Source organism: Actinosynnema sp. NPDC053489 (assembly GCF_044544865.1).
In the GTDB taxonomy this organism is placed as follows: Bacteria; Actinomycetota; Actinomycetes; order Mycobacteriales; family Pseudonocardiaceae; genus Actinosynnema.
Genome location: NZ_JBITXT010000003.1, coordinates 266091 through 292528, shown reverse-complemented (window position 1 = coordinate 292528; position 26438 = coordinate 266091). Strand labels below are relative to the sequence as shown.

Genomic DNA, 26438 nt, shown 5'->3' with positions numbered 1-26438 from the left:
GCAGGCGCTCGGCTCAGCCGAACACCCGGAACATGCCCCAGGCGAAGGCCGAGTCCAGGCCGAACACCAACGCCACCATGAAGGCCACGAAGACCAACACGACTCCGGTGTAGGTGATCATCTGCTTGCGGGTCGGCCAGATGACCTTCCGCAGCTCGCTGACCACCTCGCGGATGTACCGGACGATCCGGGCGAAGAAACCGACCCGCTTCTCCGAATCGGCCCGCGAACGCGTGGGGCGGCCCTTCCTGCCCTCCTGGGCGTCGGAGTCGGCCTCGGCCGGCTTCGCCGCCTCAACGGAGTCCTTGCGGCCCGCCGGACGCACGGAACCACGGCGCTCGCGCCGCGCTGCGGCGGTAACCGGCCGGGACGCGCCCTCGCGCTCTTCCGGCTGGTCCTGCTCGCGGCCCTCGCTCATGCCGTCCTCCGCTCACCATCGCGCTTCGACGCAGGGGCGACAGGACTTGAACCTGCAACCTGCGGTTTTGGAGACCGCTGCTCTGCCAGTTGAGCTACACCCCTTTGGGACCGGGCACCGCCGATCCCCTGGCTGGAGGCGTCCCGCACCCTCCTCACGTGGCCCGTGAGGCAGCGACTGGACGTTCCAAGACCGGAAGCATACGGCACCAGGTGCCCCTCCTTCCAACTGGCCCGGTCAGAGGGGGTGCCGGCGGCGATCCCGGTTGTGCGGTCTGCCACGATTGGCGGCATGGGCACGCCTGAGACGACCACCGGGACCAGTACCTCCGAGCACCCGCGGATCTCCCAGCGGATCGGCGGCATCGCCGAGTCCGCCACCCTCGCGGTGGACGCGAAGGCGAAGGCGCTCAAGGCCGCGGGTCGACCGGTGATCGGCTTCGGTGCGGGCGAGCCCGACTTCCCGACCCCGGAAGCCATCGTCGCCGCTGCCCAGGCCGCCTGCGCGGACCCGAAGAACCACCGCTACACCCCCGCCGCCGGCCTGCCCGAGCTGCGGGAAGCCGTAGCCGCGAAGACGAGGCGCGACTCGGGCTACGAGGTCACCGCGGCGCAGGTGCTGATCACCAACGGCGGCAAGCAGGCCGTCTACCAGGCGTTCGCGACCGTCCTGGACCCGGGCGACGAGGTGCTGCTGCCCGCGCCGTACTGGACCACCTACCCCGAGGCGATCACCCTCGCGGGCGGCGTCCCGGTGCAGGTCACGGCCGACGAGTCGACCGACTACCTGGTGACGGTGGAGCAGCTGGAGGCGGCGCGCACGCCCAGGACCAAGGTGCTGCTGCTGTGCTCGCCGTCCAACCCGACCGGCTCGGTCTACAGCCGCGAGCAGATCATCGCGATCGGCGAGTGGGCGTTGGAGCACGGCCTCTGGGTCATCACGGACGAGATCTACGAGCACCTGGTCTACGACGGAGCCGAGTCGGTGTCGCTGCCGGTGGCCGTGCCCGCGATGGCGGACCGCACGATCGTGCTCAACGGCGTGGCGAAGACCTACGCGATGACGGGCTGGCGGGTCGGCTGGCTGATCGGGCCCACCGACGTGGTGAAGGCCGCCGCGAACCTCCAGTCGCACCTGACCTCGAACGTGGCGAACGTGTCGCAGCGGGCCGCGCTGGAGGCCGTGTCCGGGCCGCTGGACGCGGCGCACGAGATGCGCGAGGCGTTCGACCGCCGGCGGCGCGCGATCGTCGACCTGCTGTCCGCGATCCCCGGTGTGGAGTGCCCGACGCCGAAGGGCGCGTTCTACGTGTACCCGTCGGTGAAGGCGCTGATCGGCAAGGAGCTGCGCGGCACGACGATCACCGACACGGTGCAGCTGGCGGCGCTGATCCTGGAGCACGCCGAGGTGGCCGTGGTGCCCGGTGAGGCGTTCGGCACGCCCGGGTACCTGCGCCTGTCGTACGCGCTGGGTGACGACGACCTGAAGACCGGCGTGACGCGCATGGCCGAGCTGTTGGCCGAGGTCAAGTAGCACACAGATTCGACGCTTCGCTGCGGGAGGCACCCCTGATGGGGTGCCTTTCGTCGTCTGGAGACTCATTCACGTCACACGGTGTAGCTGTGATGTGTGCCACCCGACGGAGTGGAGGAGTCATGCCGGACCCGCGGCGGAACGTGCCCGGCACGGTCGGTTTCGCGCTGGGGCTCCTGGGGCTCGCGCTCGGCTTCGTCCCGGTCCTCGGGGTGGTCGCGTGGCCGCTGGTGGCCGTCGGCCTCGGCCTGTCGCTGCTGGGCCTGGTCCGGGCGACCCGGGGTCCGGCGCGCGGCCGGGGCCTCGCGGTGGCCGGTGTCGTGCTGTCCGCGGTGGGGCTGGGTGCAGCGGCGGCGTGGGCGGTGCTGTTCGGCCGGGCCTCCTCCGACGCCGAGAACGCCCTCGACGACCTGCGCGTGCAGGGCGGCCGGGCGTCGGTCCTGCGCTACGAGGTCACCGGCGACGTGCCAACGGCGGCGGTCAGCTACGCCGGCGTCGTGGACGAGGTCGTCGCGCTGCCCTGGACCAGGGAGTTCACCGTCAAGGGCGGGTTCGACGGCGGCACGCTCGACGTGCGGACCGGCCCGGGTGGCGGCACGGTGACGTGCCGGCTGACCGTGGACGGCGCGGAGCGCGGGACCGCCACCGCCTCCGGTCCGAACGCGGTCGCGAGCTGCTCCGGTTGACCTTGAGTAACTCCTTCGGGTGATCTGTGTAACCGTCGCCGGAACCACCCCGATGGTCTATTCAGTCCAGCCGATCTTGAGCCGGGGAGAGCAGCGCATGACGGAGGCGGACCCGCCGGGGCGACCGGCACGCACGTGGCTCGTGATCGCGGGCTCCGCGGTGCTCGTGGTCGGCGCGCTCGCGCTGGTCCTGTGGACCACGGCCCCGCAACCCCCGGTCCGGGTCGTCTACCACGTCAGCGGCACGGCGAACCGGGTGACCGTCACCTACTCGACCTTCCAGGGCGCGCAGACGCGGCGGGAGGAGCTGCGGGCGCTGCCCTGGCGGGTGGAGGTGCTCGCCACCGGCGAGCCCGATCACGGCGTGCTGACCGTCACGATCGGGCCCGACGGCGGCGACGTGGCGTGCGAGGTGCTGGTGGCCGGCGTCGAGCGGCGCTCGGCGACGGCCAACGGAGCCCGCACGAGCGCGCTGTGCGGCTTCTGACGCGCTCGGCGGGGTCTTCCCTAGGGGCGCGGCCGGACGAGGGCGGACGCGCCGCCGAGGACCGACTTGCCCTCGACCGCGGCCGTCACGTTGACCTTCACCGTGCCGTCGTCCAGGACCTTGGTGACCTTCGCGGTGACCTCCACGAGCGCGCCCTTGTCGTCGTCGGGCACGGGGACGGGCCGGCCGAACCGGACGCCGTACTGGACGACCGCGCCGGGGTCGCCCGCCCACTCGGTGACGATGCGGGCGGCCAGGCCCATGGTGAGCATGCCGTGCGCGATGACGCCGGGCAGGCCGACCTCGCGGGCGAAGCGCTCGTTCCAGTGGATCGGGTTGAAGTCGCCGGAGGCGCCCGCGTAGCGGACCAGGTCGGCGCGGGTGATGCGCAGCGTCAACGGCGGCAGCTCGTCGCCGACGGAGATCTCCGAGAGGCGGATCACGCGTCCTCCCCCCGCACCACGAGCGTGCAGCGGCCGGTCGTGACCGGCTCGCCGTCCTCGGTGCTCAGCTCGGCCCGGATCGACAGCATGTCGTTGCCCATGCGGGCGGTGATGCCGTCGACGTGCAGCACGGCGGTCAGCCGGTCGCCGGCGACGATCGGGCGGTGGTGGACGAACGTCTGCTCGCCGTGCACCACCCGGGTGTAGTCCAGGCCCAGCTCGGGGTCCTCGACCAGGACGTCGTTCGCCTTCAGCGAGATGATGATCGCGAACGTGGGCGGCGCGATGACGTCGCGGTACCCGGCCGCGCGGGCCGCCTCGGGGTCGCGGTGCAGCGGGCTCGTCTCCCCGACGGCCTCGGCGAACTCGCGGATCTTCTCGCGGCCCACCTCGTAGGGCGGCGAGGGCGGGTAGGAACGTCCGACGAACGACTGGTCGAGAGGCACCCGAGGAGGTTATACGCGACGAGGCCCGCCCCGGATCCCGGGACGGGCCTCGTCGTGCGGTCTGGCTACCGGCTCAGCGCGTTTCCTTGTGAGCGCGGTGGGTCTTGCAGTTCGGGCAGAACTTCTTGATCTCCAGGCGGTCCGGGTCGTTGCGCCGGTTCTTCCTGGTGATGTAGTTCCGGTGCTTGCACTCCTCGCACGCGAGGGTGATCTTGGGGCGTACGTCGGTTGCAGCCACGGTCCTTGCCTTCCTAGAGCTCGTGTGCCCCGGCCCGACCGGGCGACCAGTGCGGGCTTACCGCCTGGCGGGGATCCTGCTGAGTAGCGGTGGCCGGACTTGAACCGGCGACACAGCGATTATGAGCCGCTTGCTCTACCAACTGAGCTACACCGCTTTACACAACACGGCCGCGATGCTCGTGCACCGCGGCCAGTTGTTGAGCCCCTTTACGGAATCGAACCGTAGACCTTCTCCTTACCATGGAGACGCTCTGCCGACTGAGCTAAAGGGGCTTGCTCTTGCGGAGCCAGGAGAACTCTACAACAGGCGCGGCCCGGAAAGGAAATCGGGGTGCCCCCTCAGTGCACCAAGGTGAGCACCGTCTCATCGCGGGCGCCCCTGACCTGCACGGTCCGCGCCCGCAGCCACGCCTCGAAGCGGTCCTCCGACAGCGGCCGGGAGATCAGGTAGCCCTGCGCCACGTCGCAGCCCATGCCGACGAGCTGGTCGCGCGCCGCGTCGTCCTCGACGCCCTCGGCGACCACCGTGAGGCCCAGGGAGTGGCCCAGCTCCACGATGGAGCGGACCACCGCCATGTCGCCGAGGTCGGTGCCCATGCCCAGGACGAAGCTCTTGTCGATCTTCACCTCGTCCACCGGGAGCTGCCGCAGGTACGCCAGGGACGAGTAGCCGGTGCCGAAGTCGTCCACGGCGAGCACCACGCCCATCTGGTGCAGCCGGCGCAGCACCGGCAGGGCCCGCTCCGGGTCCGCCATCACACCCGACTCGGTCAGCTCGAACGTCAGCAGCTCCGGCGGCACCTCGTGGCGCTTCAGCGCGGCCGCGACGCGGTCCGGGAACTCCTCGTCGGCCAGCGTCCGCACGGACAGGTTCACCGCGATGGACATCCGCAGGCCGCGGTCGATCCACATCCGCACCCGCGCCAGCGCCGTGTCCATGACGAAGTCGGTCAGCACGTCCACCAGGCCGGTGGCCTCGACGGCGGGCACGAACTCGTCCGGGTCGACGCGGCCGAACTCGGGGTGCTTCCAGCGCACCAGGGCCTCCGCGCCGACGACCTGACGGCTGGGCAGGGCGACCTTGGGCTGGTAGTGCACGGAGATCTGGCCGTTCTCCACCGCCGACCGGAACTGCGTGACCAGCTGGAACCGGCGCAGGAAGATCTGGCCCATGCTCGGCGCGTACTGGCGCAGCGGCTCGTTGTCGCTGGTCGCGCGGACCGCCACGTCGGCGCGCTGGAGCAGCGCGTCCGGGTCGTACTCCTCCAGCTCGGCGTCGGCGGTGGTGGCCCAGCCGACGACCGCGCCCGCCTCGACGGTGAGCCGGTCGACCGGGTAGGGCACCGACAGCGAGGCGCGCAGGCGCTCGGCGATCTCCTGGATCCGCTCGGCCTGCCGGTCCAGCAGCAGCGCGGCGAACGCGCCGCCCTCCAGCCTGGCCAGTGGCACCTCGGGGCCCAGCTCGTCGCGCAGCCGGCGGCCCGCCGCGACGACCATCCGGTTGCCCCACGCCTGGCCGAGCGCGTCGGAGACGGTGGACAGCACGTCGAGGTCGATGCGGACCACCACGGCCGTGTCCGCCTCGCGCATCGGCTCGCCGGCGGCCTCGCGGAAGCCGGGCCGGTTGAGCAGGCCGGTCAGCGGGTCGTGGTAGGCGTCGTGGCGCAGCCGGGCCAGCAGCCGCCGGTTGTCCACGGCGGTGGACAGGTGGCTCGCCAGGGTGCGCAGGAGCTGGATGTCGGCCTTGCCGAAGCCGCGCCACCGGCTGAGCCGGTCGTGCACCTCCACCGCGCCGAGCAGCTGGGTGGCCCCGCGCAGCGGCACGACCAGCGCCTCCTGCGCGTCCCGGCGGGCCAGGGCCTCGGCGGCCTCCTCGCCGGCCTCGGCCATGCGGAAGTACCGGACCTGGGCGCCGGGCAGCTGGAGCATGGCGTCCTCGCGCAGCACGCGCGGGTCGTCGCGGCGCATGCCGGGCGGCAGCGGCTCGCCGGCGACCAGGGTGCGCATCGGCGCCTGCGGGTCGGTGCGCAGCCGCAGCACGACCCGGTTGGCGTTGAGCTGCTCGCGGATGCGCTCGGCGATGAGCTGCCAGTCGTCGTCCTCGCCGGCGCCGTCGTCCTCCTCCGGCACGGCGCCGTGCGGCCCGGTGGCGTGGCGGCCGGAGCGGGCCACCCGCAGCGAGACCTCGCTGAGCGCCTCCAGGTCCCGCTGGTCGCGCAGCAGGCCCGAGTAGGCGAGGTAGATCGCGGTGATGCCGAGGAACACCAGGCCGATCAGCAGGCCGCCCCACGGGGCCTTGTCGGCGATCTCGTAGCCGGCCAGGCCCGCGGAGGTGTTGAGCAGCGCCACCACGAGGGTCTGGAGCACCAGGCGCAGGCTCGGCTCGACCCGCATGCCCTTGCCCATCACCCGCAGCGCGGTCAGGCCGAGCACGCTGGCCAGCAGGGGCACCGCGATCGTGCCGACGAACGCGCCCGCCCAGAACGGGCCGTCCGCGCCGAGGAACCGCTTGACCACCTCGGCGACCGCGAAGGCCACCGAGATCTCCATGAACATCAGGCCCGCGTTGTAGACGGCGCGGTCGAGCACCCGGCGGCCGAGCAGCGTGCCGACGCCCGCGACCACGTGCGCGGCGAGCACGATCTCGAACGGGGCGACCAGCAGGCCGAGCACGAGCGGGATCTCGGTGAACGAGATGGTCCACGCCACGCCGCTGCGCACGTCGACATTGATGGCGAGCTGCTCGGCCAGCAGGAAGCCGATCACCAGCAGCGGGCCGGTCCACCACAGGTCGACGTCGGGTTGGGTGTCGGGCAGCCAGGAGCCCACGAGGAACGCCGACAGCGCCCCCGCGACGAGGAGCAGGACCGCGAACGCGCTGAACGCGCGGTTCGTGGACCGGGTCGGCGCGCTGGGCGCCGTGGCCGACGCGTGGTCGGACATCCAGCCTCCTCGTCGGCCGTCGTCGCGGCAGGCCGGGTCGCGGCCTGCGGGCTCCGGGCGTGACTGAGGGGTCCCGAAGACCGACCAGGACCCCTCCAAGGCTGCCAATGTACCCCGGTCGGGGGACGAAATGGCAGGTCGTGTAGCGGAAAGCCACCGGAAGTGACGGATCGGTTCACACGATCAGTCGGCCCCGAATCACCGTCACGGCCTGCCCGGCGAGCCGTACCCGATCTTGCTCGAGACTGGTCCGGACCAGCCCTCCGCGGGCCGACGCCTGCTCGGCCAGCAGGTTCGAGCGGCCCAGCCGGGGCGCCCACCAGGAGGCGAGCGTGCAGTGGGCGGAACCGGTTACGGGATCCTCCGGGACTCCGTAGGACGGGTAGAAGCACCGGCTCACCACGTCCAGGCCCGGCCGGTCGCCGGGTGCGGTGACGATCACACCGCGGCCGGGCACCTCGGCGATGGCGGCGAAGTCCGGGCGCAGCTCGCGGACCTCCGCCGCGGAGGCGGCCTCCACCAGGACGTCGGACACGGCCTGCGCGACGGCCCGCACCGTGACGCCCGGCAGCCCGGCGCGCAGCGGGGTGGTCACCTCGATCGGCTCCGCCGGGTCGGCCGGGAAGTCCATCTCCACCCAGCCGTCCTCGGCCGTGCAGGTGAGCACGCCGCTGCGGGTGTCGAAGCGGCGGTCGCCGCCCAGCACGTGCGCGGTCGCCAGCGTCGCGTGGCCGCACAGGTCGACCTCGGTGACGGGCGTGAACCAGCGCAGCGGCATCGGGTCGGGCCGGTCGACGCGCACGAACGCCGTCTCGGCGTGCTTCATCTCGGCCGCGACGGCCTGCATCCACCGCTCGTCCGCCGGCCCGTCCAGCAGCACCACGCCCGCCGGGTTGCCCGAGAACGCGCGGTCGGTGAACGCGTCGACCACGTACAGCTCCACGGCCGCAATGTACGTCGCGATCCGAGTGCGTCGCGATCCGGTTGACTGGCGGGGTGGACCCGCTGCTGCCGGAGATCGCCCCCGTCGACGACCCGTACTCGTTCGGCGAGGTCCCGGAGGACTCGCTGAGCGCCACCTGGGGCGCGCTGCGCACCCACTCGCTGCGCTGGCACCCCGGGGCGGACCTGGAAGACCTGCTGCGCCGGTGGCCGCTGACCGGCGGGGGCGACCACGACACGGCCGCGGTGGTGACCGTGCCGAGCCGGGCCGCGGCCGTCGCGGCCGTCCTGGCGCGGCACGGCTTCGCGCCGCTGCTGGTGACCGCGGCCCGGCTGCCCGGTCGCGGGTCCGCCCGTCGGACGGGGGTCCGCGTCGTGCCGCTCGCGCCGGAGCACGTGGACGTCGCGGTGGAGCTGAACCTGGAGACCGTGCGGTTCGACGCCCGGTTCGGGATGGTCACCGCGCGGCCGTCGAGCGCGGCCCGGCTGCGCGAGCACGTCGAGTCGCTGCTGGAGCGCCCGGAGCCGTGCGGGTGGTTGGCGGAGCAGGGGGGCGAGCCGGTCGGGTTCCTCGCCTACGACCCGCCGGGGCACTCCGACTGGATCGCGGGGCGGACGTCCGTGCGGCCGGTGGCGTACCTCGGGCAGCTCGGCGTGCGGGAGGACACGCGCGGTCGTGGCGTCGGTGCGGCGCTGGTCGACCACGCGCACGGGTTGCTGGACGCGGCCGGGGTCGGCGTGACGCTGCTGCACCACGCCCTGCCCAACCCGCTGTCCACGCCGTTCTGGTACTCCCACGGCTACCGACCTCTGTGGACGACCTGGCAGCGCCGCCCCGCCCGCTAGACCTCCACCGGCACCCGCCGCCCGGGCCGCAGGCCGGCGCGGATCTCGTCCAGCAGCGCGCGGGCCCGGGTGGCGGCGACGTGCTGCGCCGCGCCGCTGCCGACCGCGTCGCGCAGCGCCAGCCAGACCGCGGCCTCGTCCTCGCGGACCGCGGTGAGCAGGTCGCGCTGCTCGGGGTAGGGGTGCAGGGCGATCCGCTCGGTGTGCGCCCTCAGCGTGGCCAGCGTCGCCCGCGGCACCCCGCCGGTCGAGGCCACGCGGTCGAGCTTCGCGGGCAGGTCGACCGAGGCCGGCTCCGACAGCGAGAGGGGTCCGAAGTCGAGCACCGTGTTCAGGCCGTACTCCAGGTCGTCGGCGGCGTGGAGCAGCTCGCGCGCGTCGGCGGCCGGCGGGGGCGCGGTGCGCCGGCCCGGGGACCGCACGGCCAGGCCGAGCCCGACACCGGCCGCGAGCGCGGCGAGGGCGATGAGGATTTCGCTCATGTGTTCCAGTCTCGGCACGCGGGCGGGTCGTCCCGGCGCACCGGGCGGCAACGGGTCGATCAGTGCGCCGACCGGTCGCGAGCAGTTCGGTTGGGCCGAACAGGGCAACCGGCCGGCGCGCGGGGATCACCCGAACGGCGCTCGCGCGGAGGGGTGAAGCCCTGGGCCACCCGAGTGAACCTTCAGGCGAGGGGTACTCGGATCACAGGTCCAGACCTCCTACGAAGTGAGGGCAGCAGGCATGAGAAGGACGGGCGAGGGGGTCGCCATGATCGTTGCGAAGGAGCTGTCGGGGAGGGCGAAGGCCATGCTCCGCGCGGTGGCCGCGGGGCGGGCTCAGCTCACCGGGGGGCGTGAGCCGGACCTGTACGTGGACGGGCTGCCGTGCTGCGACCAGATGGTCACTCACGACCTCGTGCGCGCCGGCCTGCTGCGCGCGCGTCGGGCGGTGGGGCTGGACGAGCGCGCGGACGCGGAGCTGACGGACGAGGGCAGGGCCGCGATCGCTTAACCCTCGAACAAGCGTTCGATATGAGTTATGCTGCACACGAGGCCGGCACGCAAGCGAGAGGAAGCGCTTGCGCGTCGGCCTCACCCGCGTGAGGGGTCGGACCGACCTGCTTCGACCACGGGCCGTTCGCACCGCGAAGGGGCCGTCGGCCGGGGCACGGGGTGCGAGGTCACGTCAGGGCCACATCGGGGGAACAACGAGAAACCCCTGCTCGCGCATTCCGCGAGCAGGGGTTCCGTTTCGTGTGGCGGGTAGAGGATTCGAACCTCTGTAGCTTTCGCGACGGATTTACAGTCCGCTCCCATTGGCCGCTCGGGCAACCCGCCCCGCCCCCGGTGGTGCCGGGTGCGGTGCAGACAATACATAAGCCCGTGGGGGCGTGCGCAACCGGGTTGCCCGGTAGGCTTCCGGGCGGTTCCAGACCCACCTACGCGGAGGTACCGAGCACGTGGCAGACCCGTCGTTCGACGTGGTGAGCAAGGTCGACCGCCAGGAGGTCGACAACGCGCTCAACCAGGCCGCCAAGGAGCTGAGCACCCGGTTCGACTTCCGCGGCACGGGCACCCAGGTCTCCTGGGCGGGCGAGGAGGCGATCACCTTCCAGTCCGAGACCGAGGAGCGCTGCCGCGCCGCGATCGACGTCTTCCAGGAGAAGCTGGTCAAGCGCGGGATCTCGATGAAGGCGTTCGAGGTCGGCGACCCGGTCCTGTCGGGCAAGGTCTTCAAGGTGACCGGCACCGTGGTCCAGGGCATCTCGAGCGAGAAGGCCAAGGAGATCGCGAAGAAGGTCCGCGACGAGGGCCCGAAGGGCGTGCAGGCGCAGATCCAGGGCGACCAGTTGCGCATCTCCGGCAAGAAGAAGGACCACCTGCAGGACGTGATCGCCCTGCTGAAGAGCTCCGACTTCGGCATCGCCCTCCAGTTCACCAACTACCGGTGAAGGGCATCGTCCTCGCGGGTGGCAGCGGCACCCGCCTGCACCCCATCACGCAGGCGGTGTCCAAGCAGCTGCTGCCCGTCTACGACAAGCCGATGGTGTACTACCCGCTGTCGGTGCTGATGCTGGCGGGCGTGCGGGAGATCCTGCTGATCTCGACGCCGGTCGACCTGCCGCTGTTCCGGCGGCTGCTCGGCGACGGCTCGCAGTTCGGCCTGGACATCTCCTACGCCGAGCAGCCCCAGCCGAACGGGCTGGCCGAGGCGTTCGTCATCGGCGCGGACTTCATCGGCGACGACGACGTGTCGCTGGTCCTGGGCGACAACATCTTCTACGGCCAGGGCTTCTCGCGGCTCCTGCAGCACCACGCCACCGCGCTGGACGGCTGCGTGCTGTTCGGCTACCCGGTGAAGGACCCGGAGCGGTACGGGGTGGGCGAGGTCGACGCGGGCGGCAGGTTGGTCTCCATCGAGGAGAAGCCCGCGCAGCCGCGGTCGAACAAGGCCATCACCGGCCTGTACTTCTACGACAACGACGTGGTGTCGATCTCGAAGTCGCTCAAGCCGTCGCCGCGCGGCGAGCTGGAGATCACCGACGTCAACCTCACCTACCTGCGGCAGGGCCGGGCCCAGCTGGTCGACCTCGGCCGGGGCTTCGCGTGGCTGGACACCGGCACGCACGACTCGATGCTGGAGGCGGGCCAGTTCGTGCAGGTGCTGGAGCACCGGCAGGGCGTGCGCATCGCGTGCCTGGAGGAGATCGCGCTGCGGATGGGCTTCATCTCCGCCGAGCAGTGCTACGCCCTGGGCGAGAAGCTGGCGAAGTCCGGGTACGGCCAGTACGTGATGAACGTCGCACGGGAAGTCCGCTAGCTAGGACCGGCGGGCCAGCTCCTCGAGCCGGCGCACCCGGTCCGCGATCGGCGGGTGGGTGGAGAACAGCCTGGCCAGGCTCTCCCCCGCCCGGAACGGGCTCGCGATCATCAGGTGCGACTGGGTGACCACGGCCGGTTCGGGTGCCAGCGGCGCGGCGCGCGTGCCCGCGTCGATCTTGCGCAGGGCCGAGGCCAGCGCCAGGGGGTCGCCGGTCAGCTCCGCGCCGGACTCGTCGGCCTGGTACTCGCGGGACCGGCTGACGGCCAGCCGCACGATGGCCGCGGCGATGGGGCCGAGCACGGCGATGAGCAGGATGGCGAACGGGTTGGGCCGGTCCTCGCCGTCGTCGCCGAACACGCCCGCGAAGACGGCCAGGTTCGCCAGCGTGCTGACGGCACCGGCCAGCGCGCCCGCCACGCACGAGATCAGGATGTCGCGGTTGTAGACGTGCGACAGCTCGTGGCCGAGCACGGCGCGCAGCTCGCGCTCGTCGAGCAGGTCGAGGATGCCGGTCGTGCAGCAGACGGCGGCGTTGCGGGGGTTGCGGCCGGTGGCGAAGGCGTTCGGCGCGATGGTCGGGCTGAGGTAGAGGCGCGGCATGGGCCGGCGCGCGGTCCGGGCCAGCTCGCGCACGATCCGGTACAGCGCGGGCTGCTCCACCTCGGACACCGGTCGGGCGCGCATGGCGCGCAGCGCGAGCTTGTCGGAGTTGACGTAGGCGTAGGCGTTGACGGCGAGCGCGAGCAGCAGGCCGACCAGCAGGGCGGTGCGCCCGAACAGCGAGCTGATCGCCACGATCAGGCCGCTCATGACGGCGAGCAGCAACGCGGTCTTCAACGCGTTGAAGTGCTGGTGCACGCTTCGCCTCCGGGTCGCTTACGTCCTCCCCCTCAACGCGCCCGGTCGGCGGGTGGTTCCGGTACCGGGGCGTCCCGGGCGTGTGGCGGCGGTCTCCGGGGCCGGTTCGGCGCCCGGGTCCAGCGGCGGGGGCGGCGGCACGTGCGCCACCCACGTGGCCAGCACGTCGCGCTCCTGGACGAGTTCGGCGACCGCGCCGTCCCCGTCCGGGCCGCCCGTGCCGGGGTAGGAGAAGTCGGGCGCCCAGTGCAGGGCGTCGAACGGGCACGCCTCGACGCAGATGCCGCAGTACAGGCACTGCCCGTAGTCGATGGCGAACCGGTCGAGCACGTTGCGCGCCCGCGGGCGGGCCGAGCCCGGCTGCTCCTCCACCTCGGTGTGCGAGTCGATGTGGATGCACCAGTCGGGGCACTCGCGGGCGCAGATCATGCACACCGTGCAGTTGGCCTCCAGCAGCGCGATGACGCCGCGGGTGCGCGGGGGCAGGTCAGCCACGGTGGTCCTCCTCGGGGCGCTCGTAGCGCGGTCCCCACGACGGGTCGGGTACGCCGGGCGGGGCGGTCCGCCTGCGGCTGGGCGCGGACGTGCCGTCCTCGCCCGGTTCGAGCCGGCCCGGCCACGGGCGCACGACGCGCGAGGCCAGCACGAAGTCCTTGCGCAGCGGGTGGCCGCTGAAGCCGTCCGGGAGCAGCAGGTGGGCCGGTTCGCCGCCGGCGAGCGCGATGCCGAACATCTCCGCGGCCTCGCGCTCGTGCCAGGCCGCGCCGGCCCACAGCCCGGCCACGCTGGGCAGCGCGTCGTCGGGCCCGAGCTCGGTGCGCAGCAGGACGCCGTCCTTGGTGACCGGGTCGAGCACGTGCAGCAGCACGGCGTGCCGCTGCCCCGCCGCGCCGGGCCGGCCCGCGTCCTCGACGCCGAGCCAGTCGAACTGCGCGCAGCCCAGCTCCTCGCGGGCGTGGCGGGCGGCCGGCAGCCACCCGTGCAGCGGCACGTGCGCCGCGGACTGGCCGAAGGCTGTCTTGACCCGGGCGTCGGGGATGCGCGAGGCCAGCGCCTCGGAGGCGGCGCTCACGACACCATCCGGTGCAGCGCGGCCAGGCCGTCGAGCAGGGCCTCCGGGCGGGGCGGGCAGCCGGGCACGGCGACGTGCACCGGGAGCACCTGGTCGATGCCCTTGGTGACGCTGTAGGAGTCCCAGTACGGGCCGCCGGTGTTGCTGCACGCGCCGACCGAGACGACGTAACGCGGTTCCGGCATCTCCCGGTAGGTCGCGAGCACCGCGGGCAGCATCGCGTCGGTGACCGTGCCGGAGACGACGAGCACGTGGGCCTCGCCCGCCGCGTGCACCGGGTCGACGCCCAGGGCGGCGAGCTGCTCGGGCCGGTGGCCCTCCAGGGCGGCCATGACCTCCACTCCGCAGCAGGCCAGGCCGAGGTCGAGCACGGTGACCCGGTACGTCGTGCCCCAGTCCAAGGTGGAAACCGTCACGCGGGTGAGGTTAATACGTGGGGGCCCGCCGGGCTCCTGCCCGGCGGGCCCCCAACCCCCCAATACCCCCCTGATTGCTCCCACGTGAACAAGCACCTGGTTGCGGAAGAAGTCTCTTACGGATCGCGCATACCTGTCCAGGGAAATCGGGCAAGATCTTCGGATAATTTCACCACGAACTGTGGTCAAGTTCAGTACAACTAATCGGTAGAACATCACGCCGCGACCCGAGAGGCCCTGCATGTCGACCTCGGCCCGACTGCTCCTGCCCGCCGGCAACCACCTCAGCAGGCTCCTGCACACCTCGCCCCTGCTGATGGACACCACGTTGGACCAGCTCAGGACCCTCATCGCGGTCTACGAGACGCGATCGGCCCTGCGCGCGGCGCGGGTGCTGGGGAGGGAGCAGTCCAGCGTGCAGAAGCAGATCGACACGCTGAACCGCAACTTCAAGTCGCTGTGCGGCGAGCCGCTGGTCGTCAAGCAGGGCCGCGGAAAAGACGTGCTGATCACACCGACGGGCGAGACGTTGGTGGAATTGGCGCGCACCACGTTGACCGAGTGGCTCGATTCGATTCACGAGTGCCGGCGCAAGCTCGGCACCACGCTCACCGTCGGCACGACCCGGTTCATGCTGGACGCGCTGGCCAAGGCGTGGCACCACGTGGCGGACGACTTCCGCAGGCGGGACGTGGAGCTGAAGGTCGTGCACATCCGCACGAAGGACATCCGGACGAGCCTGGAGTCCAAGGAGGTCGACATCGTCTGCGGCAGCGTGGTGACGCACGCGGGCGGCACCAGCGGGTTCGAGGACTTCGACGTGATCGAGTGGCGGCGCGGCGGGCTGGCGCTGCTCACCAACCTACCGGAGAGCAGGCTGGCCGGCAGCGTCGGCACCGGCGCGCTGCCGAACCTGCCGCTGGTCGTGCCCGGTGACGGGTTGATCGCGGAGTTCCTGCGCGGCTGGTTCGGCCCGGACTACCGCAACGAGCTGGACATCGCGGCCGAGATCGACGAGATCCAGTACGGCATGTCGCTGCTGCGGTCCGGGCTGGTCGAGGGCTGCATGATCGTCACGTCCGGGCTGGGCGTGGTCGCCGCGAACAACGAGCTGCGCGAGGGGTCGGGCCTGCGGGTGGTGGAGCTGACCAACGACCGCAAGCCGCAGCTGGAGCGCCTGGTCGGGGTCTTCGCCCGCAAGGAGGAGCGGGCGAAGTTCCCGGCCGACCACCCGTTGAACCTGCTGTGGGCGGCGTTCCAGCGCGAGGTGGCGGACTAGCGGCCTACCGCGCCGGGTCCGCCGGGCGTTCCCCGCGTCGCCGCTGCGCCTGGCGCACCAGCCACTCCAACCCGGTGAGGGGCTTCCGGACCTCGGTCTTCTGCCGTTCCACGTGCTCCTCCCGCTCGTGTTGCGGTTGGGGCGACGGACGCTGGGCGTCGAGGTCGTTCATGGCGCTCTCCCCTACCTTGGTCGACAGCGAGTGCCGTCGATCGGAGCACCGACCGGGGCCCGTCCGCTAGGGCGCTCAGCCGTACGGGTGACGCCTCGGGAATCCCCGCTCCGTGCGGACCGCGCGGGGCCGGCGGTCCGCACCGTGTGGCCCTCCCGGACCGCCGCGGGAGGCCCTCGTGACCGGCGCGACGCCGCAGGACCCGGCAGCCGAACCGGCCCTGCCGGGCGGGTGGGCGGGCTCGACCCGGCGGCGTTCGGGGCGGGGCGCCTGCGCCGGCGGGCCGTGCTCGTGCTCGACATCGCGGGCTTCACCGCGACCGCGCCGACCCTCGGCGAGGTCGCCGCCTTCGTGCGGATCATGGCGGTCCAGCGGGTCGTGGCGCCGGTCCCGCGCGCCCACGGCGCCACGCTCGTGCGGGCCTTCGCCGACGACCTGGTCGCGCTGTTCGACCTGCCGGGGCCCGCGCCGGCCGCCGCGTTCGAGGCGCACCGGCGAGTGGCGGCCGGCGTGCTGCGTGGGCATCGGCTGGGGCGAGGTGTTCGCCATCGGTCCGAACGCGGCCATGGGCAACGGGAGGAACCTCGCCCCGAAGCTCGGCGAGGACACGGCGGTCGGGGGGCGGGACGCCGCTGACGGAGGGCGCCTTCGAAGCGCTGCGCACCCGGCCCGGGACGAGGTGCGAGCGACGGGCGGGCACGCCGGCCCGCGTGGCCGCTTCCGACGTCGGGGTGCCCCATCCGGCGACGTCGCGGGACTCGGCGGTCGACGCGCGTCAGGTGGCCGCGGGCACCGAGTAGCGCTCGGCGTACCGGGTGGGCGGCTCGCCGACCATGGCGGTGAAGTCGCGGACGAAGTGCGGCTGGTCGGCGTACCCGAGGTCGGCCGCGAGGGCCGCCCAGTCGATCCGGCCGCCCGCCGCCATGCGCTCGGTCACCTCGCGCAGGCGGTAGCGGCGGATCACCCACTTCGGGCCGACGCCGACGTGCTCGGCGAACAGGCGCTGGAGCTGCCGGACGCCGAGGCCGACCTCGCGGGCCAGCGCGTCGACCCTGGTCATCGCGGGGTCGTCGGCGATCCGGTCGACCAGTTCGACGGCCAGGCGCGCCCGCGGGTCCGGTTCGGGGAGGTTGCGGCGCAGCGCGTCCTCCACCGAGGCCCGGTCCGCGCGGGCCGGCAGGTGGTCGAAGACGGTCGTGGCCGGGACGGTCCGGTCGGTGAGCGACTGGACCGGCGCGCCCAGGAACGGCCGGAAGGCGCCGGGGCGGAAGGCGACGCCGAAGACCCGGCCGACGCCGGCCAGCTCCTTGACCGCGTGCCCGCTGGACACGCCGGTCAGCCGGGCGACCCCGTCGTGGAACGTCAGGTGGACGTTCGGGTAGGGCACCACGAGCTGGCGGTACGGCCGGTCGTAGTGCCAGCTCACCTCCCAGTACCGCGCCACGTGCGGCGCCAGGTCGGGCGAGGGCCGGTGGAACGCGTGGCGCTGGTGCCGCCGCCACGACAGCTCCCGGTCGTCCCTCGTCACACGAGTGAGCGTATGTCGCCTTTGTTCAAGACACCCGGCGCGGCCGGTTCCTACGGTGGCGGCATGTCCCGTGAGCAGTTGATCGACAAAGCCGTGGCGACCGCGGCGGAGGTCGTCGCCGACGTGAAGCCGGACCAGTTGGGCGCGCCGACGCCGTGCACCGAGTACGACGTGCGCCGGTTGGTGAACCACCTGCTGTTCTGGGCACCGTCGCTGAGCGCCGCCGGGCGCAAGCGCACCGTGCCGCCGCCCGCGGCCGCCGAGTCCGACGTCGACCTCACCGCCGGCAACTGGGCGGCCGAGCTGGACGCCCTGCTGCGCGACCGCGCCGAGGCGTGGCGGGAGCCGTCGGCGTGGGAGGGCACGACGACGCTGGGCGGCCCGCACGAGATGCCCGCCGAGGTGGTCGGCGCGATGGTGCTGGGCGAGACCGTCGTGCACACGTGGGACCTGGCCAAGGCGACCGGGCAGGTCGTGTCGTGGGACGACGGGGTGCTGGAGTTCCTGCACGCCGACCTCGTCCGGAGCGCGCAGATGGGCCGTGACCTGGGCGTCTACGGTCCCGAGGTGCCGGTGCCCGCCGACGCGCCGCTGATCGACCGGATCGTCGGCCTGACCGGCCGCGAGCCGTAGCGCCCCTTCCGGTGTCCCGCCATCGGGATTGCCGATGGCGGGCCGCGCCACGCCGTTTGCCTTCGCCGTGACGTGCGGGAGCATGTGCTCTTCGTCGGGGAGGCGTCAGCGTCGGCACAGCACCTTGAGGACGGCACGCGTGTTCGCTACCGAGTTGGACCCCCAAACACCGAACATCGCCCGCATCTACGACTACTACCTCGGCGGCGCGTTCAACCTGCCCGCCGACCGGGAGCGCGCGGCCCGCATCGGGTCGGTGCTGCCGGGGATGGAGATGCTCGCCCGGCTCAACCGCGGCTTCCTGCGCCGCGCCGTGGCGTTCATGGTCGACGAGGGCATCACCCAGTTCCTGGACCTGGGCTCCGGCCTGCCCACCGCCGGCAACACCCACGAGGTCGCGCAGGCCCGCGACCCGCGGGCGAAGGTCGTCTACGTCGACTACGAGCCGGTCGCCGTCGCGCTCGGCCGGCGGATCCTGCGCGACAACCCGCGCGCGGTGATGGTCGAGGCCGACGCCCGCCGCCCGGACGACCTGTTCGCCCACCCCGAGGTCCGCGAGGTGCTGGACCTGGACCGGCCGCTGGGCGTCCTGATGACCGGCGTGATGGTGTTCGTGGGCGACCACGAGGACCCCGTGGGCCTGATGAAGGCGTACCGGGACGCGTGCGCGCCGGGCAGCCTCATCGCGCTGTCGCAGCTGTCGGACGAGCAGGCGGACGCGGCGACCAAGGCGCAGGTCCACGCCATGGTCGAGGCGTACAAGGGCGTGATCGAGCAGCTGTACGTGCGCGACCGGGCGGGCGTCGAGGCGCTGTTCGAGGGGCTGACCCTGGTCGAGCCGGGGGTGGCGCTGATGCCCGAGTGGCGCCCCCGGGAGGACGCCGAGATCCCCACGGGCAGCCCCGCCCACCACCTCGGCTACGCGGCCGTGGGCCGGGTGGACTGACCCACCGCGGGCGGGGGCGCGGTCACCGGGTCATCACCCGGCCGACCGCACCCCGTCCGCCCGGTCGGGGGTTCAGCCCCGCAGTTCCATCGTGCAGCACTTCGGGCCGCCGCCGGACTTGCGCAGTTCCGAGATGTCCACGAGGACGGGCTCGAAGCCGCGGGTCACCAGCTGGTCCGCCAGCGCCGTCGCCTCCACCGGCAGGACGACGTGGCGGCCGTCGGAGACCGCGTTCAGGCCCAGGCAGGCGGCGTCCTCGGCGGTGCCGATGACGGCGTCCGGGAACAGGCGGCGCAGGACGCGCCGGCTCCCCGGCGAGAACGCCTCCGGGTAGTAGGCGATCAGGTCGTCCGACAGCACGAACAGCGCCGTGTCCAGGTGGTAGTAGCGCGGGTCGGTCAGCTGCAGCGAGACGACCGGGACGCCGAGCACCTCCTGCGCCTCGGAGTGGGCCAGGGGGTCGGTGCGGAAGCCCGTGCCGGCGAGCAGGTAGCTGCCGGTCCAGGCGAAGTCGCCCTCCGCCTCGTTCGTGCGCTCCGGCATGACGACGTCGCGGTAGCCGTTGGCCAGGAACCAGCGGCGGAAGTGGTCGGCCTCGGCGGCGCGCTGCGGCGCCCGGAAGCGGGAGCCGAGGACCTGGCCGTCGACGACCGTGCCGGAGTTGGCCGAGAACACCATGTCCGGCAGGCCCGGCTCGGGGTCGATGGTCTCGACCTGGTGCCCGAGCCGCTCGTAGGTCTCCTTGAGGGCCGTCCACTGCTCCATCGCCAGCGACGTGCTGGTCGGCTTCGTGGGGTCCATCCACGGGTTGATCGCGTACTCCACCGTGAAGTACGCGGGCGGGCACATCAGGTACCGACGGGTGGTCGGCACGCGCACCTGCGCGGCGGGGGTGGCGACGTCGAGCACGATCGGCTCGTCACCGGGGCCCGCGAAGGAAACCGAGGTCATGGATCGAAATGTAGATTGCGGTCAGACCATCGAACAACGCCGTGATATTGCGTCTTCTGGTGCAGAATGTTGCGTGTGGACACGATCGACCAGCGAATCATTTCACGGCTGATGGCCAACGCCCGCTCCAGCTACGCCGACATCGGCAAGGAGGTGGGCCTGTCCGCGCCCGCGGTGAAGCGGCGGGTCGACAAGCTGCTGGACACGGGCGTGCTGCGCGGCTTCACGGCCGTCGTGGACCCGGAGCAGCTCGGCTGGGGCACGGAGGCGTTCGTCGAGGTGCACTGCCGCGGCAACGTCGCACCGCACGACATCCAGCAGCGGCTGGAGACGATGCCCGAGGTCAGGGCGGCCTACACGGTTTCCGGCGCGGCGGACGCGATCGTGCACCTGCGCGCGGCCGACATCCACCACCTGGAGACCGCGCTGGAGCGGCTGCGCGCCGTGGAGATCATCGACCGCACGGTCTCGACCGTGGTGCTGTCCCGGCTCCTGGACCGACCACCGGCACCCTAGAGTCGCCCGCATGGCCGAAGTGCTCCTGGACCGCTCCGACCGCGTGGCGGTCATCACCGTGCACGACCCGGGGCGCCGCAACGCGCTCACCCTCGACCTGTCCGACCGGCTCGTGGCCGCCGTGCGGGCGTGCGAGGACGACCCGGAGGTCCACGCCGTCGTCGTCACGGGCGCGCCGCCGGCGTTCTGCGCGGGCGCGGACCTCACCGCGCTGGGCGAGGCCCGGGAGGAGGGCCTGCGGCGCATCTACGCGGGCTTCCTGGCGGTGGCCGACTGCGCGCTGCCCACGATCGCGGCCGTCGGCGGAGCGGCCGTCGGCGCGGGGCTCAACCTGGCCCTCGCCTGCGACGTGCGCCTGGTCAACGACGACGCCAGGTTCGACGCCCGGTTCCTCCAGCTCGGCATCCACCCCGGCGGCGGGATGACGTGGATGCTGCACCGGCTCGCCGGACCGCAGGTGACCACCGCGATGACGCTGTTCGGGCAGGTCCTGGGCGCGGACGCGGCGGTCGCGCACGGGCTGGCCTGGTCCCGGGTCGACGGTGGGCACGACGAGCTGGTCGCCGCCGCGGTCGAGTTCGCCCGCCCCTCGGCCGAAGCCTCGCGCGACCTGGTCCGCACGATCAAGGCGTCCCTGCGCGCGACGGCGAAGCTCGCCGACCACGCCGACGCCGTGGACACCGAGCTGACGCCCCAGGTCGCCTCGATCGGGACGCCGGAGTTCCAGGCCAGGCTGGCCGCGATGAAGGCCCGGATCAGCAGCCGCGGCTGACCTGGACAGGCGACCCGACTACCTGTAACTTTGAGTAACAGTTACTTGTCGGTATTACTCGATTGCTGCCCAGTTGCACCCCCGCGCACCAGGTGGGACGAAGCGTCCCGCACAGTGGTACGGGAGGCACCGGCTCCGCAGCGGGCACGACTACCCTCGCGGAGGGGCACGGGGGCATCAGCCCCTTGGCGGTTGTGAGGAAAGGGATCGGCGTAGGACATGACTACCGACGTTGGTAACGGCGCCGCGCCAGCCGGCTCGTCCGGGCGGGGCGAGCCCGGGGGGGACGGGCCGGGGTCGAACGGGACCGTCCGCAAGCTCGACCGCGTGGTGATCCGCTTCGCCGGCGACTCCGGTGACGGCATGCAGCTCACCGGCGACCGGTTCACCTCGGAGGCCGCCGCGTTCGGCAACGACCTCGCCACCCAGCCGAACTTCCCGGCCGAGATCCGGGCGCCACAGGGCACGCTGCCGGGCGTCTCCAGCTTCCAGCTGCACTTCGCCGACTACGACATCCTCACCCCCGGCGACCGCCCCGACGTGCTGGTCGCGATGAACCCGGCGGCGCTCAAGGCCAACATCGACGACCTGCCCCGGGGCGGGATCCTGATCGTCAACACCGACGAGTTCACCAAGCGCAACCTCGTCAAGGTCGGCTACGCGAGCGACCCGCTGGAGGACAACTCCCTCACCGAGGCCTACCAGGTGCACAAGGTCGCGATGGCCACGCTGACCATCGGCGCGCTGGAGCAGACCGGCCTGGGCAAGAAGGACGCGGAGCGGGCGAAGAACATGTTCGCCCTGGGCCTGCTGTCCTGGATGTACCACCGGCCCACCGAGGGCACCGAGCGGTTCCTGCGCGAGAAGTTCGCCCGCAAGCCCGAGATCGCCGAGGCCAACGTGCTGGCGTTCCGGGCGGGCTGGAACTACGGCGAGACCACCGAGTCCTTCGCGGTGACCTACGAGGTCGCGCCCGCCAAGCTGAACCGGGGCACCTACCGCCAGATCACCGGCAACACCGCCCTCGCCTACGGCATCATCGCCGCCGGGCAGCAGTCCGGGCTGCCCGTGGTGCTCGGCACGTACCCGATCACCCCGGCCTCCGACGTGCTGCACGAGCTGTCCAAGCACAAGAACTTCGGCGTCACGACGCTGCAGGCCGAGGACGAGATCGCGGGCATCGGCGCGGCGCTGGGCGCGTCCTACGGCGGCGCGCTGGGCGTGACGTCGACGTCCGGCCCGGGCGTGGCGCTGAAGTCCGAGACCATCGGCCTGGCCGTGATGACCGAGCTGCCGCTGGTCGTGGTCGACGTGCAGCGCGGCGGCCCGTCCACCGGCCTGCCCACCAAGACCGAGCAGGCCGACCTGCTGCAGGCGATGTTCGGCCGCAACGGCGAGTCGCCGGTCGCCATCGTCGCACCGCAGTCGCCCGCCGACTGCTTCGACGCCGCGCTGGAGGCCGCCCGGATCGCGCTGGTCTACCGCACGCCGGTGCTGCTGCTGTCCGACGGCGCGATCGCCAACGGCTCCGAGCCGTGGCTCATCCCGGACCTCTCCGAGCTGCCCGACCTGACCGTCGAGTTCGCCACCGAACCCAACGGCCCCGACGGCGCGTTCTGGCCGTACCTGCGCGACCCGGAGACGCTGGCCCGGCCGTGGGCGGTGCCCGGCACGGCCGGCCTCCAGCACCGCATCGGCGGCCTGGAGAAGGCCGACGGCAGCGGCAACATCTCCTACGACCCGGCCAACCACGACCACATGGTGCGGCTGCGGCAGCGCAAGATCGACGGCATCCGGGTGCCCGACGTCGTGGTGGACGACCCGTCCGGCGAGGCGCGCGTGCTCGTCGTGGGCTGGGGCTCGTCCTACGGCCCGATCGGCGCGGCGGCGCGGCGGGTGCGCAAGCTCGGCATGCCGGTCGCCCACGCCCACCTGCGGCACCTCAACCCGTTCCCCGCGAACCTGGGCGACGTGCTCGCGCGGTACGACCGGGTCGTCGTGCCGGAGATGAACCTCGGCCAGCTCGCGCTGCTGCTGCGCGCCAAGTACCTGGTCGACGCCATCAGCTACACGAAGGTGCAGGGCCTGCCGTTCAAGGCCGAAGAGCTCCAGGACGTGCTCGCCGACGTGATCAAGGGAGTGTCCGAATGACGACGGAACTGGGCCTGCCGACCGTGGGGGGTCTGGTCGGCGTGCCCACGGCGGACGAGCCGCAGAAGGCCAAGGACTACAAGTCCGACCAGGAGGTCCGCTGGTGCCCCGGCTGCGGCGACTACGTGGTGCTCAACGCCGTGCAGTCGTTCCTGCCCACGCTGGGCCTCAAGCGCGAGAACATCGTGTTCGTCTCGGGGATCGGCTGCTCGTCGCGGTTCCCGTACTACATGAACACCTACGGCATGCACTCCATCCACGGGCGTGCGCCGGCCATCGCCACCGGCCTGGCCGTGGCGCGGCCGGACCTGTCGGTGTGGGTCGTCACCGGTGACGGCGACGCGCTGTCCATCGGCGGCAACCACCTCATCCACACGCTGCGCCGCAACGTCAACCTGAAGATCCTGCTGTTCAACAACCGGATCTACGGCCTGACCAAGGGCCAGTACTCGCCGACGTCCGAAGAGGGCAAGGTCACCAAGTCCACCCCGCTGGGCTCGCTGGACCACCCGTTCAACCCGGTGTCGCTGGCGCTGGGCGCGGAGGCCACGTTCGTCGGCCGCGCGGTCGACTCCGACCGGGCCGGGCTGACCGAGGTGCTGCGGCAGGCCGCCGAGCACCGCGGTTCGGCGCTGGTGGAGATCTACCAGAACTGCCCGATCTTCAACGACGGCGCGTTCGACGTGCTCAAGGACGCCGACGAGGCCGCCCGCCGCATCATCAACGTGGTCGACGGGCAGCCCATCACGTTCGGCAACGGCGAGTACGCCGTGGTGCGGGACGGCTTCGGCCTGGCCGTGGCCAGGACCGCGGACGTCCCCGCCTCCGACGTCGTGGTGCACGACGCGGCGGACCTGAACCTGGCGTTCGCCCTGTCGCGGCTGTCGACGCAGGACCTGCGGCACACCGTCACCGGCGTGTTCCGCAACGTCGCCCGCACGACGTACGACGACGCGGCGCGGGCGCAGGTCGAGCAGGCCAAGGCCGCGAAGCCCGCGGACCTGCGCGCGCTGCTGCACGGCAAGGACACCTGGACCGTGGTCGGCTAGGCGGTACCCGGACCAACGAGAAGACCCCCTGTTCCGCCTCCCGGAACAGGGGGTCTTCCGCTTCCCCTCCCGGGGGAGTCCTCCTACGGCGCTTCGCGGAAGCCCGCCTTCTCCGCGTCGGCGGTGGTGCGGAACCAGACGTCCGCGCGGGTCTCGCGGAAGTTCGCCGACTCGTTGGTGAAGTAGCGGCGGCCGGTCAGCGTCGCCTTGACCTGGAACTCCGGCGCGGGCGCGAGGCCGTCGGACTTCGGCAGCACCGACCCCGGGCCGAACGGCGAGCGCGGGTTGAAGCCCTCCTGCTGGCCCTGGAAGCGGGTGCTGCCCGGCGCGGGCCTGCCGCCGGTGCTCGGGCTGAACCCGACCGGGCGCGGGCGGACCGGGCGCGGGGGCGGCGGCGAGATCGGCTTCGGCGTGGCCGGCGTGGCCGGCGTGGCCGGCGGGGGCGGCGGCGTGCGCTGCGCGCCGGAGGGCCGGGTGGGGCGCTGGGGCAGGCCGGTCGGGGTCATCGGGACCGGGTTGCCGGCCAGCAGCTCGGGGGCCAGCGTGGGCACGAACGGCTGGTCGTTGCCGGAGGACGGGGGCGGGGCCGGGCGCGCCTGCTCGGGCTCGAGCTGCTCGTCGTGGTCCTCCAGCGGCTCGAACAGGCTGCGCGGCTTGGCGGTCTCGTCCTTCCGGCGCTCCGGCTTGGGCTCGGTGGGCCGGGACGGGAGCGCCTGGTCGGCCGCGTGCGGGACGAAGGTGGGCTCGAAGGCCGGCGGTTCCCCGACCTCGGGCTCCGGGTGTTCGGGGGTCACCGGCTCGGGGGCCTCGGTGCGGGCTTCGGCGTCGCCCCCGACCCCGGTCTCGGCTTCGGGCTCGGGGTCGGGGTCGGGCTCGGCGGAGTGCCGGCTCGGGGAGGTTCGGCCGGCACCGGGCTCGGTCGAGCTGTCGACGGGCGCGGGCGCGGGGTCGGGCGCGGGCTCCCGCTCGGCGACCTCGGGCTCCGCGTCCACCGGCCGGGTGTCGACCACGGCGCGGATGACCTCGGTCCGCGGACCTTCCTCGACCTCCTGCGACCGGTGGTCGCCGATGTACGCCGGCTCGGCGTGGTCCGGTTCGGGGTGCTCCGGCTCGGCGTGGTCCGGTTCGGGGTCCTCCCGGGGGGCGCGGTCCTGCCGCTGCCTCCTCAGGTCGTCGAAGAACGCCTCGTCGCCCGCCGTCAGGCCGGTCGCGGCCCCGGAGTCGACCTGCTCGACGTCCACCGGCGCGAAGTGGCCGGTCAGGTCGTGCTCGGGCCACGCCCGGAGCTCGGGGTCGTCGTCGCGCCGCTGCTCGCGGTCCACCTCGGCGATGGCCTCCGCCAGCGCGGTGGCCGGGATGAGCGTCGTCTGCTCGGAGGCGGCGGGCCTCGGTTCCGGCTCGTCCTCCTCCTCGTGGCCCGCGGTGTCCACGTCCTCGTCGTAGACCTCCTTGACGGGCTCCTCGCGCCACACCTCGCGCGGCTGGAAGACCTCGACCTCCGGCGGCGCGGTCGGCTCCTCCTGCCGGGGCGCGACCTCCGCGACCGGCTCGGCCGGCACGGCGGGCATCAGGTGCGTGGTCGCCTCGGCGGGCAGCTCCGGCTCGTCGTCGGGCCGGTACTGGCGGGGGCGGGGCTCCGGCGCCGCCCGGGTGTCCCCGCCCGCGCCGGGCCGCTCGAACAGGCTGCGCGGCGGGTCGACGTCGTGCTCGGGGAAGTCGTGCTGCTCCTCGAAGTCCGACAGCGGCCGGTGCTCGTCGTCCAGCTCCTCCAGCAGCGGGTCGCGCTGGTCGAGCTTCATCGTGGACACGTCGTAGCGGGCCGGTTCGGGTGCCGCGTCGAACCTCGGGCGTTCGGCGACGACCTCGTGCCGGGAGGGCTCGGGCGCGAGCACGTCGTCGGCCAGCGAGCGGGACGCCTCGACGTGCCAGTTGTCGTCCGCCTTCGGGGCGACGGGGGCGCTCGCGGTCGGGCGCGGCGACGTCAGGAGGCGTTCCTCCAGGTCTTCCAGCTCTTTCTTGGCCGGACGCACCAGGACCAACCAGGTGAGCGCGACGCCTGCCACGAAGGACAGCAGGCTCCACAGCCACACCTGCCCGAAGAGCGAACCCACGGGAGACCCTCCACTGCTGCTACGTCACACCCCGACACGCTCCGCTTCCAGGCCTTCACCCGGTAGGGGAAGCGTGCAAAACCTACCCTGACCTCCCGGTCCGGCGCGTGGGGCCGGCCGGACCTGTGACCAGGATTCGATGGTAGGCCACTCGGAGCAACTGACCAGCCAAAACGGCAGGCGTACAGTGGCCCG

30 protein-coding genes and 4 tRNA genes are annotated in these 26438 nt (G+C 72.7%); 15 read left to right on the top strand and 19 right to left on the bottom strand.

What is annotated here, in order from left to right; all coding sequences use genetic code 11:
- Positions 1-13: 13 nt before the first annotated feature.
- Together secE and ACIGNX_RS08120 are read right to left on the bottom strand one after the other, a co-directional pair.
- Positions 14-418, bottom strand: a complete 405-nt coding sequence (gene secE / locus ACIGNX_RS08125; protein ID WP_396537599.1) for a preprotein translocase subunit SecE — start codon at positions 416-418, stop codon at positions 14-16.
- 31 nt (positions 419-449) lie between these two features.
- Positions 450-522 (bottom strand) — tRNA-Trp (locus ACIGNX_RS08120).
- Positions 523-709: 187 nt separating this feature from the next.
- Between ACIGNX_RS08120 and ACIGNX_RS08115 the strand changes: the two genes are divergently transcribed.
- The 3 genes from ACIGNX_RS08115 to ACIGNX_RS08105 all read left to right on the top strand — a co-directional run bounded on the left by ACIGNX_RS08115 (position 710) and on the right by ACIGNX_RS08105 (position 3124).
- A complete protein-coding gene (locus tag ACIGNX_RS08115) occupies positions 710-1951 on the top strand; it encodes a pyridoxal phosphate-dependent aminotransferase (protein WP_396537597.1) in 1242 nt (413 codons plus the stop codon).
- A gap of 122 nt (positions 1952-2073) precedes the next feature.
- Positions 2074-2637, top strand: coding sequence for a DUF4190 domain-containing protein (locus ACIGNX_RS08110; RefSeq protein ID WP_396537595.1), 564 nt, complete (start codon positions 2074-2076; stop codon positions 2635-2637).
- Between the two features lie 97 nt (positions 2638-2734).
- A complete protein-coding gene (locus tag ACIGNX_RS08105) occupies positions 2735-3124 on the top strand; it encodes a hypothetical protein (protein ID WP_396537593.1) in 390 nt (129 codons plus the stop codon).
- A 20-nt stretch (positions 3125-3144) separates the two neighbouring features.
- Here the strand turns inward: ACIGNX_RS08105 and ACIGNX_RS08100 are convergent, their stop codons facing one another.
- The 7 genes from ACIGNX_RS08100 to ACIGNX_RS08070 form a co-directional block, all read right to left on the bottom strand.
- Positions 3145-3567, bottom strand: coding sequence for a MaoC family dehydratase (locus tag ACIGNX_RS08100; RefSeq protein WP_396537591.1), 423 nt, complete (start codon positions 3565-3567; stop codon positions 3145-3147).
- Complete coding sequence (locus tag ACIGNX_RS08095; RefSeq protein WP_396537589.1) at positions 3564-4013, bottom strand: MaoC family dehydratase N-terminal domain-containing protein; 450 nt, start codon at positions 4011-4013, stop codon at positions 3564-3566. The genes ACIGNX_RS08100 and ACIGNX_RS08095 overlap by 4 nt, the downstream gene beginning before the upstream one ends.
- 73 nt (positions 4014-4086) lie before the next feature.
- Positions 4087-4251: a 50S ribosomal protein L33 gene (gene rpmG / locus ACIGNX_RS08090; protein WP_015105301.1), complete on the bottom strand. Its 165-nt coding sequence runs from the start codon at positions 4249-4251 to the stop codon at positions 4087-4089.
- A gap of 84 nt (positions 4252-4335) precedes the next feature.
- Positions 4336-4408 (bottom strand) — tRNA-Met (locus ACIGNX_RS08085).
- A gap of 45 nt (positions 4409-4453) precedes the next feature.
- A tRNA-Thr gene (locus ACIGNX_RS08080) sits at positions 4454-4526 on the bottom strand.
- 66 nt (positions 4527-4592) lie between these two features.
- Positions 4593-7196, bottom strand: a complete 2604-nt coding sequence (locus ACIGNX_RS08075) for an EAL domain-containing protein (RefSeq protein ID WP_396537586.1) — start codon at positions 7194-7196, stop codon at positions 4593-4595.
- 175 nt (positions 7197-7371) lie between these two features.
- Positions 7372-8139, bottom strand: coding sequence for a PhzF family phenazine biosynthesis protein (locus tag ACIGNX_RS08070; RefSeq protein WP_396537584.1), 768 nt, complete (start codon positions 8137-8139; stop codon positions 7372-7374).
- Between the two features lie 53 nt (positions 8140-8192).
- On the opposite strand from ACIGNX_RS08070, the gene ACIGNX_RS08065 reads away from it, so the two are divergent.
- Positions 8193-8984, top strand: a complete 792-nt coding sequence (locus ACIGNX_RS08065) for a GNAT family N-acetyltransferase (RefSeq protein ID WP_396537582.1) — start codon at positions 8193-8195, stop codon at positions 8982-8984.
- Here the strand turns inward: ACIGNX_RS08065 and ACIGNX_RS08060 are convergent.
- Complete coding sequence (locus ACIGNX_RS08060; RefSeq protein ID WP_396537580.1) at positions 8981-9466, bottom strand: hypothetical protein; 486 nt, start codon at positions 9464-9466, stop codon at positions 8981-8983. The two genes, ACIGNX_RS08065 and ACIGNX_RS08060, sit on opposite strands and share 4 nt — an antisense overlap.
- A 268-nt stretch (positions 9467-9734) precedes the next feature.
- Between ACIGNX_RS08060 and ACIGNX_RS08055 the strand changes: the two genes are divergently transcribed.
- Complete coding sequence (locus tag ACIGNX_RS08055) at positions 9735-9977, top strand: hypothetical protein (RefSeq protein ID WP_396537578.1); 243 nt, start codon at positions 9735-9737, stop codon at positions 9975-9977.
- 245 nt (positions 9978-10222) lie between these two features.
- On the opposite strand, the gene ACIGNX_RS08050 is transcribed toward ACIGNX_RS08055, so the two are convergent.
- A tRNA-Tyr gene (locus ACIGNX_RS08050) sits at positions 10223-10303 on the bottom strand.
- Between the two features lie 122 nt (positions 10304-10425).
- Here ACIGNX_RS08050 and ACIGNX_RS08045 point away from each other — a divergent pair.
- Both ACIGNX_RS08045 and rfbA read left to right on the top strand, forming a co-directional pair.
- On the top strand, positions 10426-10917 hold the full coding sequence (locus ACIGNX_RS08045; protein WP_396537576.1) for a YajQ family cyclic di-GMP-binding protein: 492 nt from the start codon (positions 10426-10428) through the stop codon (positions 10915-10917).
- Positions 10914-11786: a glucose-1-phosphate thymidylyltransferase RfbA gene (gene rfbA / locus ACIGNX_RS08040; protein WP_396537574.1), complete on the top strand. Its 873-nt coding sequence runs from the start codon at positions 10914-10916 to the stop codon at positions 11784-11786. Before ACIGNX_RS08045 ends, rfbA begins: the two co-directional genes overlap by 4 nt.
- On the opposite strand, the gene htpX is transcribed toward rfbA, so the two are convergent.
- From htpX to ACIGNX_RS08020, 4 genes are read right to left on the bottom strand one after another with little or no spacing between them, the layout of a single operon-like run.
- Positions 11787-12647, bottom strand: coding sequence for a zinc metalloprotease HtpX (gene htpX, locus ACIGNX_RS08035; protein ID WP_396537572.1), 861 nt, complete (start codon positions 12645-12647; stop codon positions 11787-11789).
- An 18-nt stretch (positions 12648-12665) separates the two neighbouring features.
- Positions 12666-13142, bottom strand: a complete 477-nt coding sequence (locus ACIGNX_RS08030; protein ID WP_396537570.1) for a 4Fe-4S binding protein — start codon at positions 13140-13142, stop codon at positions 12666-12668.
- Positions 13135-13719, bottom strand: a complete 585-nt coding sequence (locus ACIGNX_RS08025; protein WP_396537568.1) for an NADH-quinone oxidoreductase subunit C — start codon at positions 13717-13719, stop codon at positions 13135-13137. The genes ACIGNX_RS08030 and ACIGNX_RS08025 overlap by 8 nt, the downstream gene beginning before the upstream one ends.
- Positions 13716-14135, bottom strand: a complete 420-nt coding sequence (locus ACIGNX_RS08020) for an NADH-quinone oxidoreductase subunit B (protein WP_396537566.1) — start codon at positions 14133-14135, stop codon at positions 13716-13718. Before ACIGNX_RS08020 ends, ACIGNX_RS08025 begins: the two co-directional genes overlap by 4 nt.
- A 241-nt stretch (positions 14136-14376) precedes the next feature.
- On the opposite strand from ACIGNX_RS08020, the gene ACIGNX_RS08015 reads away from it, so the two are divergent.
- On the top strand, positions 14377-15414 hold the full coding sequence (locus tag ACIGNX_RS08015) for a LysR family transcriptional regulator (protein ID WP_396537564.1): 1038 nt from the start codon (positions 14377-14379) through the stop codon (positions 15412-15414).
- 4 nt (positions 15415-15418) lie between these two features.
- Here ACIGNX_RS08015 and ACIGNX_RS08010 read toward each other — a convergent pair whose 3' ends face one another.
- Complete coding sequence (locus ACIGNX_RS08010) at positions 15419-15586, bottom strand: hypothetical protein (RefSeq protein WP_396537562.1); 168 nt, start codon at positions 15584-15586, stop codon at positions 15419-15421.
- 231 nt (positions 15587-15817) lie between these two features.
- Between ACIGNX_RS08010 and ACIGNX_RS08005 the strand changes: the two genes are divergently transcribed.
- Complete coding sequence (locus ACIGNX_RS08005) at positions 15818-16222, top strand: hypothetical protein (protein WP_396537560.1); 405 nt, start codon at positions 15818-15820, stop codon at positions 16220-16222.
- A gap of 139 nt (positions 16223-16361) precedes the next feature.
- Here the strand turns inward: ACIGNX_RS08005 and ACIGNX_RS08000 are convergent, their stop codons facing one another.
- The gene (locus ACIGNX_RS08000; RefSeq protein WP_396537558.1) at positions 16362-17114 is read right to left on the bottom strand and encodes a DUF6597 domain-containing transcriptional factor; all 753 of its coding nucleotides are present in this window, start codon (positions 17112-17114) and stop codon (positions 16362-16364) included.
- 63 nt (positions 17115-17177) lie between these two features.
- On the opposite strand from ACIGNX_RS08000, the gene ACIGNX_RS07995 reads away from it, so the two are divergent.
- Both ACIGNX_RS07995 and ACIGNX_RS07990 read left to right on the top strand, forming a co-directional pair.
- Positions 17178-17747 (top strand): TIGR03086 family metal-binding protein, encoded by a 570-nt coding sequence (locus tag ACIGNX_RS07995; RefSeq protein ID WP_396537556.1) that lies wholly within the window; start codon positions 17178-17180, stop codon positions 17745-17747.
- A gap of 139 nt (positions 17748-17886) precedes the next feature.
- Positions 17887-18693 (top strand): SAM-dependent methyltransferase, encoded by an 807-nt coding sequence (locus tag ACIGNX_RS07990; RefSeq protein ID WP_396537554.1) that lies wholly within the window; start codon positions 17887-17889, stop codon positions 18691-18693.
- A gap of 72 nt (positions 18694-18765) precedes the next feature.
- Here the strand turns inward: ACIGNX_RS07990 and ddaH are convergent, their stop codons facing one another.
- On the bottom strand, positions 18766-19644 hold the full coding sequence (gene ddaH / locus ACIGNX_RS07985) for a dimethylargininase (RefSeq protein ID WP_396537552.1): 879 nt from the start codon (positions 19642-19644) through the stop codon (positions 18766-18768).
- Between the two features lie 75 nt (positions 19645-19719).
- Here ddaH and ACIGNX_RS07980 point away from each other — a divergent pair, with 75 nt between their 5' ends.
- The 4 genes from ACIGNX_RS07980 to ACIGNX_RS07965 all read left to right on the top strand — a co-directional run bounded on the left by ACIGNX_RS07980 (position 19720) and on the right by ACIGNX_RS07965 (position 24132).
- Positions 19720-20160, top strand: coding sequence for an Lrp/AsnC family transcriptional regulator (locus ACIGNX_RS07980; protein WP_396537550.1), 441 nt, complete (start codon positions 19720-19722; stop codon positions 20158-20160).
- Positions 20161-20170: 10 nt separating this feature from the next.
- A complete protein-coding gene (locus ACIGNX_RS07975; RefSeq protein ID WP_396537548.1) occupies positions 20171-20932 on the top strand; it encodes an enoyl-CoA hydratase in 762 nt (253 codons plus the stop codon).
- A 219-nt stretch (positions 20933-21151) separates the two neighbouring features.
- Positions 21152-23083, top strand: a complete 1932-nt coding sequence (locus ACIGNX_RS07970; protein WP_396537546.1) for a 2-oxoacid:acceptor oxidoreductase subunit alpha — start codon at positions 21152-21154, stop codon at positions 23081-23083.
- Positions 23080-24132: a 2-oxoacid:ferredoxin oxidoreductase subunit beta gene (locus tag ACIGNX_RS07965; protein WP_396537544.1), complete on the top strand. Its 1053-nt coding sequence runs from the start codon at positions 23080-23082 to the stop codon at positions 24130-24132. The genes ACIGNX_RS07970 and ACIGNX_RS07965 overlap by 4 nt, the downstream gene beginning before the upstream one ends.
- A gap of 83 nt (positions 24133-24215) precedes the next feature.
- Here the strand turns inward: ACIGNX_RS07965 and ACIGNX_RS07960 are convergent, their stop codons facing one another.
- Complete coding sequence (locus ACIGNX_RS07960; RefSeq protein WP_396537542.1) at positions 24216-26243, bottom strand: hypothetical protein; 2028 nt, start codon at positions 26241-26243, stop codon at positions 24216-24218.
- Between the last annotated feature and the right edge of the window lie 195 nt (positions 26244-26438).

Coding starts and splice junctions, on each gene's coding strand:
- ACIGNX_RS08060 (WP_396537580.1), bottom strand. CDS start 9,466: ATGAGCGAAATCCTCATCGCCCTCGCCGCGCTCGCGGCCGGTGTCGGG.
- ACIGNX_RS07965 (WP_396537544.1), top strand. CDS start 23,080: ATGACGACGGAACTGGGCCTGCCGACCGTGGGGGGTCTGGTCGGCGTG.
- ACIGNX_RS08010 (WP_396537562.1), bottom strand. CDS start 15,586: ATGAACGACCTCGACGCCCAGCGTCCGTCGCCCCAACCGCAACACGAG.
- ACIGNX_RS08110 (WP_396537595.1), top strand. CDS start 2,074: ATGCCGGACCCGCGGCGGAACGTGCCCGGCACGGTCGGTTTCGCGCTG.
- ddaH (WP_396537552.1), bottom strand. CDS start 19,644: ATGACCTCGGTTTCCTTCGCGGGCCCCGGTGACGAGCCGATCGTGCTC.
- ACIGNX_RS08015 (WP_396537564.1), top strand. CDS start 14,377: ATGTCGACCTCGGCCCGACTGCTCCTGCCCGCCGGCAACCACCTCAGC.
- ACIGNX_RS08055 (WP_396537578.1), top strand. CDS start 9,735: ATGATCGTTGCGAAGGAGCTGTCGGGGAGGGCGAAGGCCATGCTCCGC.
- ACIGNX_RS07970 (WP_396537546.1), top strand. CDS start 21,152: ATGACTACCGACGTTGGTAACGGCGCCGCGCCAGCCGGCTCGTCCGGG.
- ACIGNX_RS07975 (WP_396537548.1), top strand. CDS start 20,171: ATGGCCGAAGTGCTCCTGGACCGCTCCGACCGCGTGGCGGTCATCACC.
- ACIGNX_RS08115 (WP_396537597.1), top strand. CDS start 710: ATGGGCACGCCTGAGACGACCACCGGGACCAGTACCTCCGAGCACCCG.
- secE (WP_396537599.1), bottom strand. CDS start 418: ATGAGCGAGGGCCGCGAGCAGGACCAGCCGGAAGAGCGCGAGGGCGCG.
- ACIGNX_RS07995 (WP_396537556.1), top strand. CDS start 17,178: ATGTCCCGTGAGCAGTTGATCGACAAAGCCGTGGCGACCGCGGCGGAG.
- ACIGNX_RS08075 (WP_396537586.1), bottom strand. CDS start 7,196: ATGTCCGACCACGCGTCGGCCACGGCGCCCAGCGCGCCGACCCGGTCC.
- ACIGNX_RS08105 (WP_396537593.1), top strand. CDS start 2,735: ATGACGGAGGCGGACCCGCCGGGGCGACCGGCACGCACGTGGCTCGTG.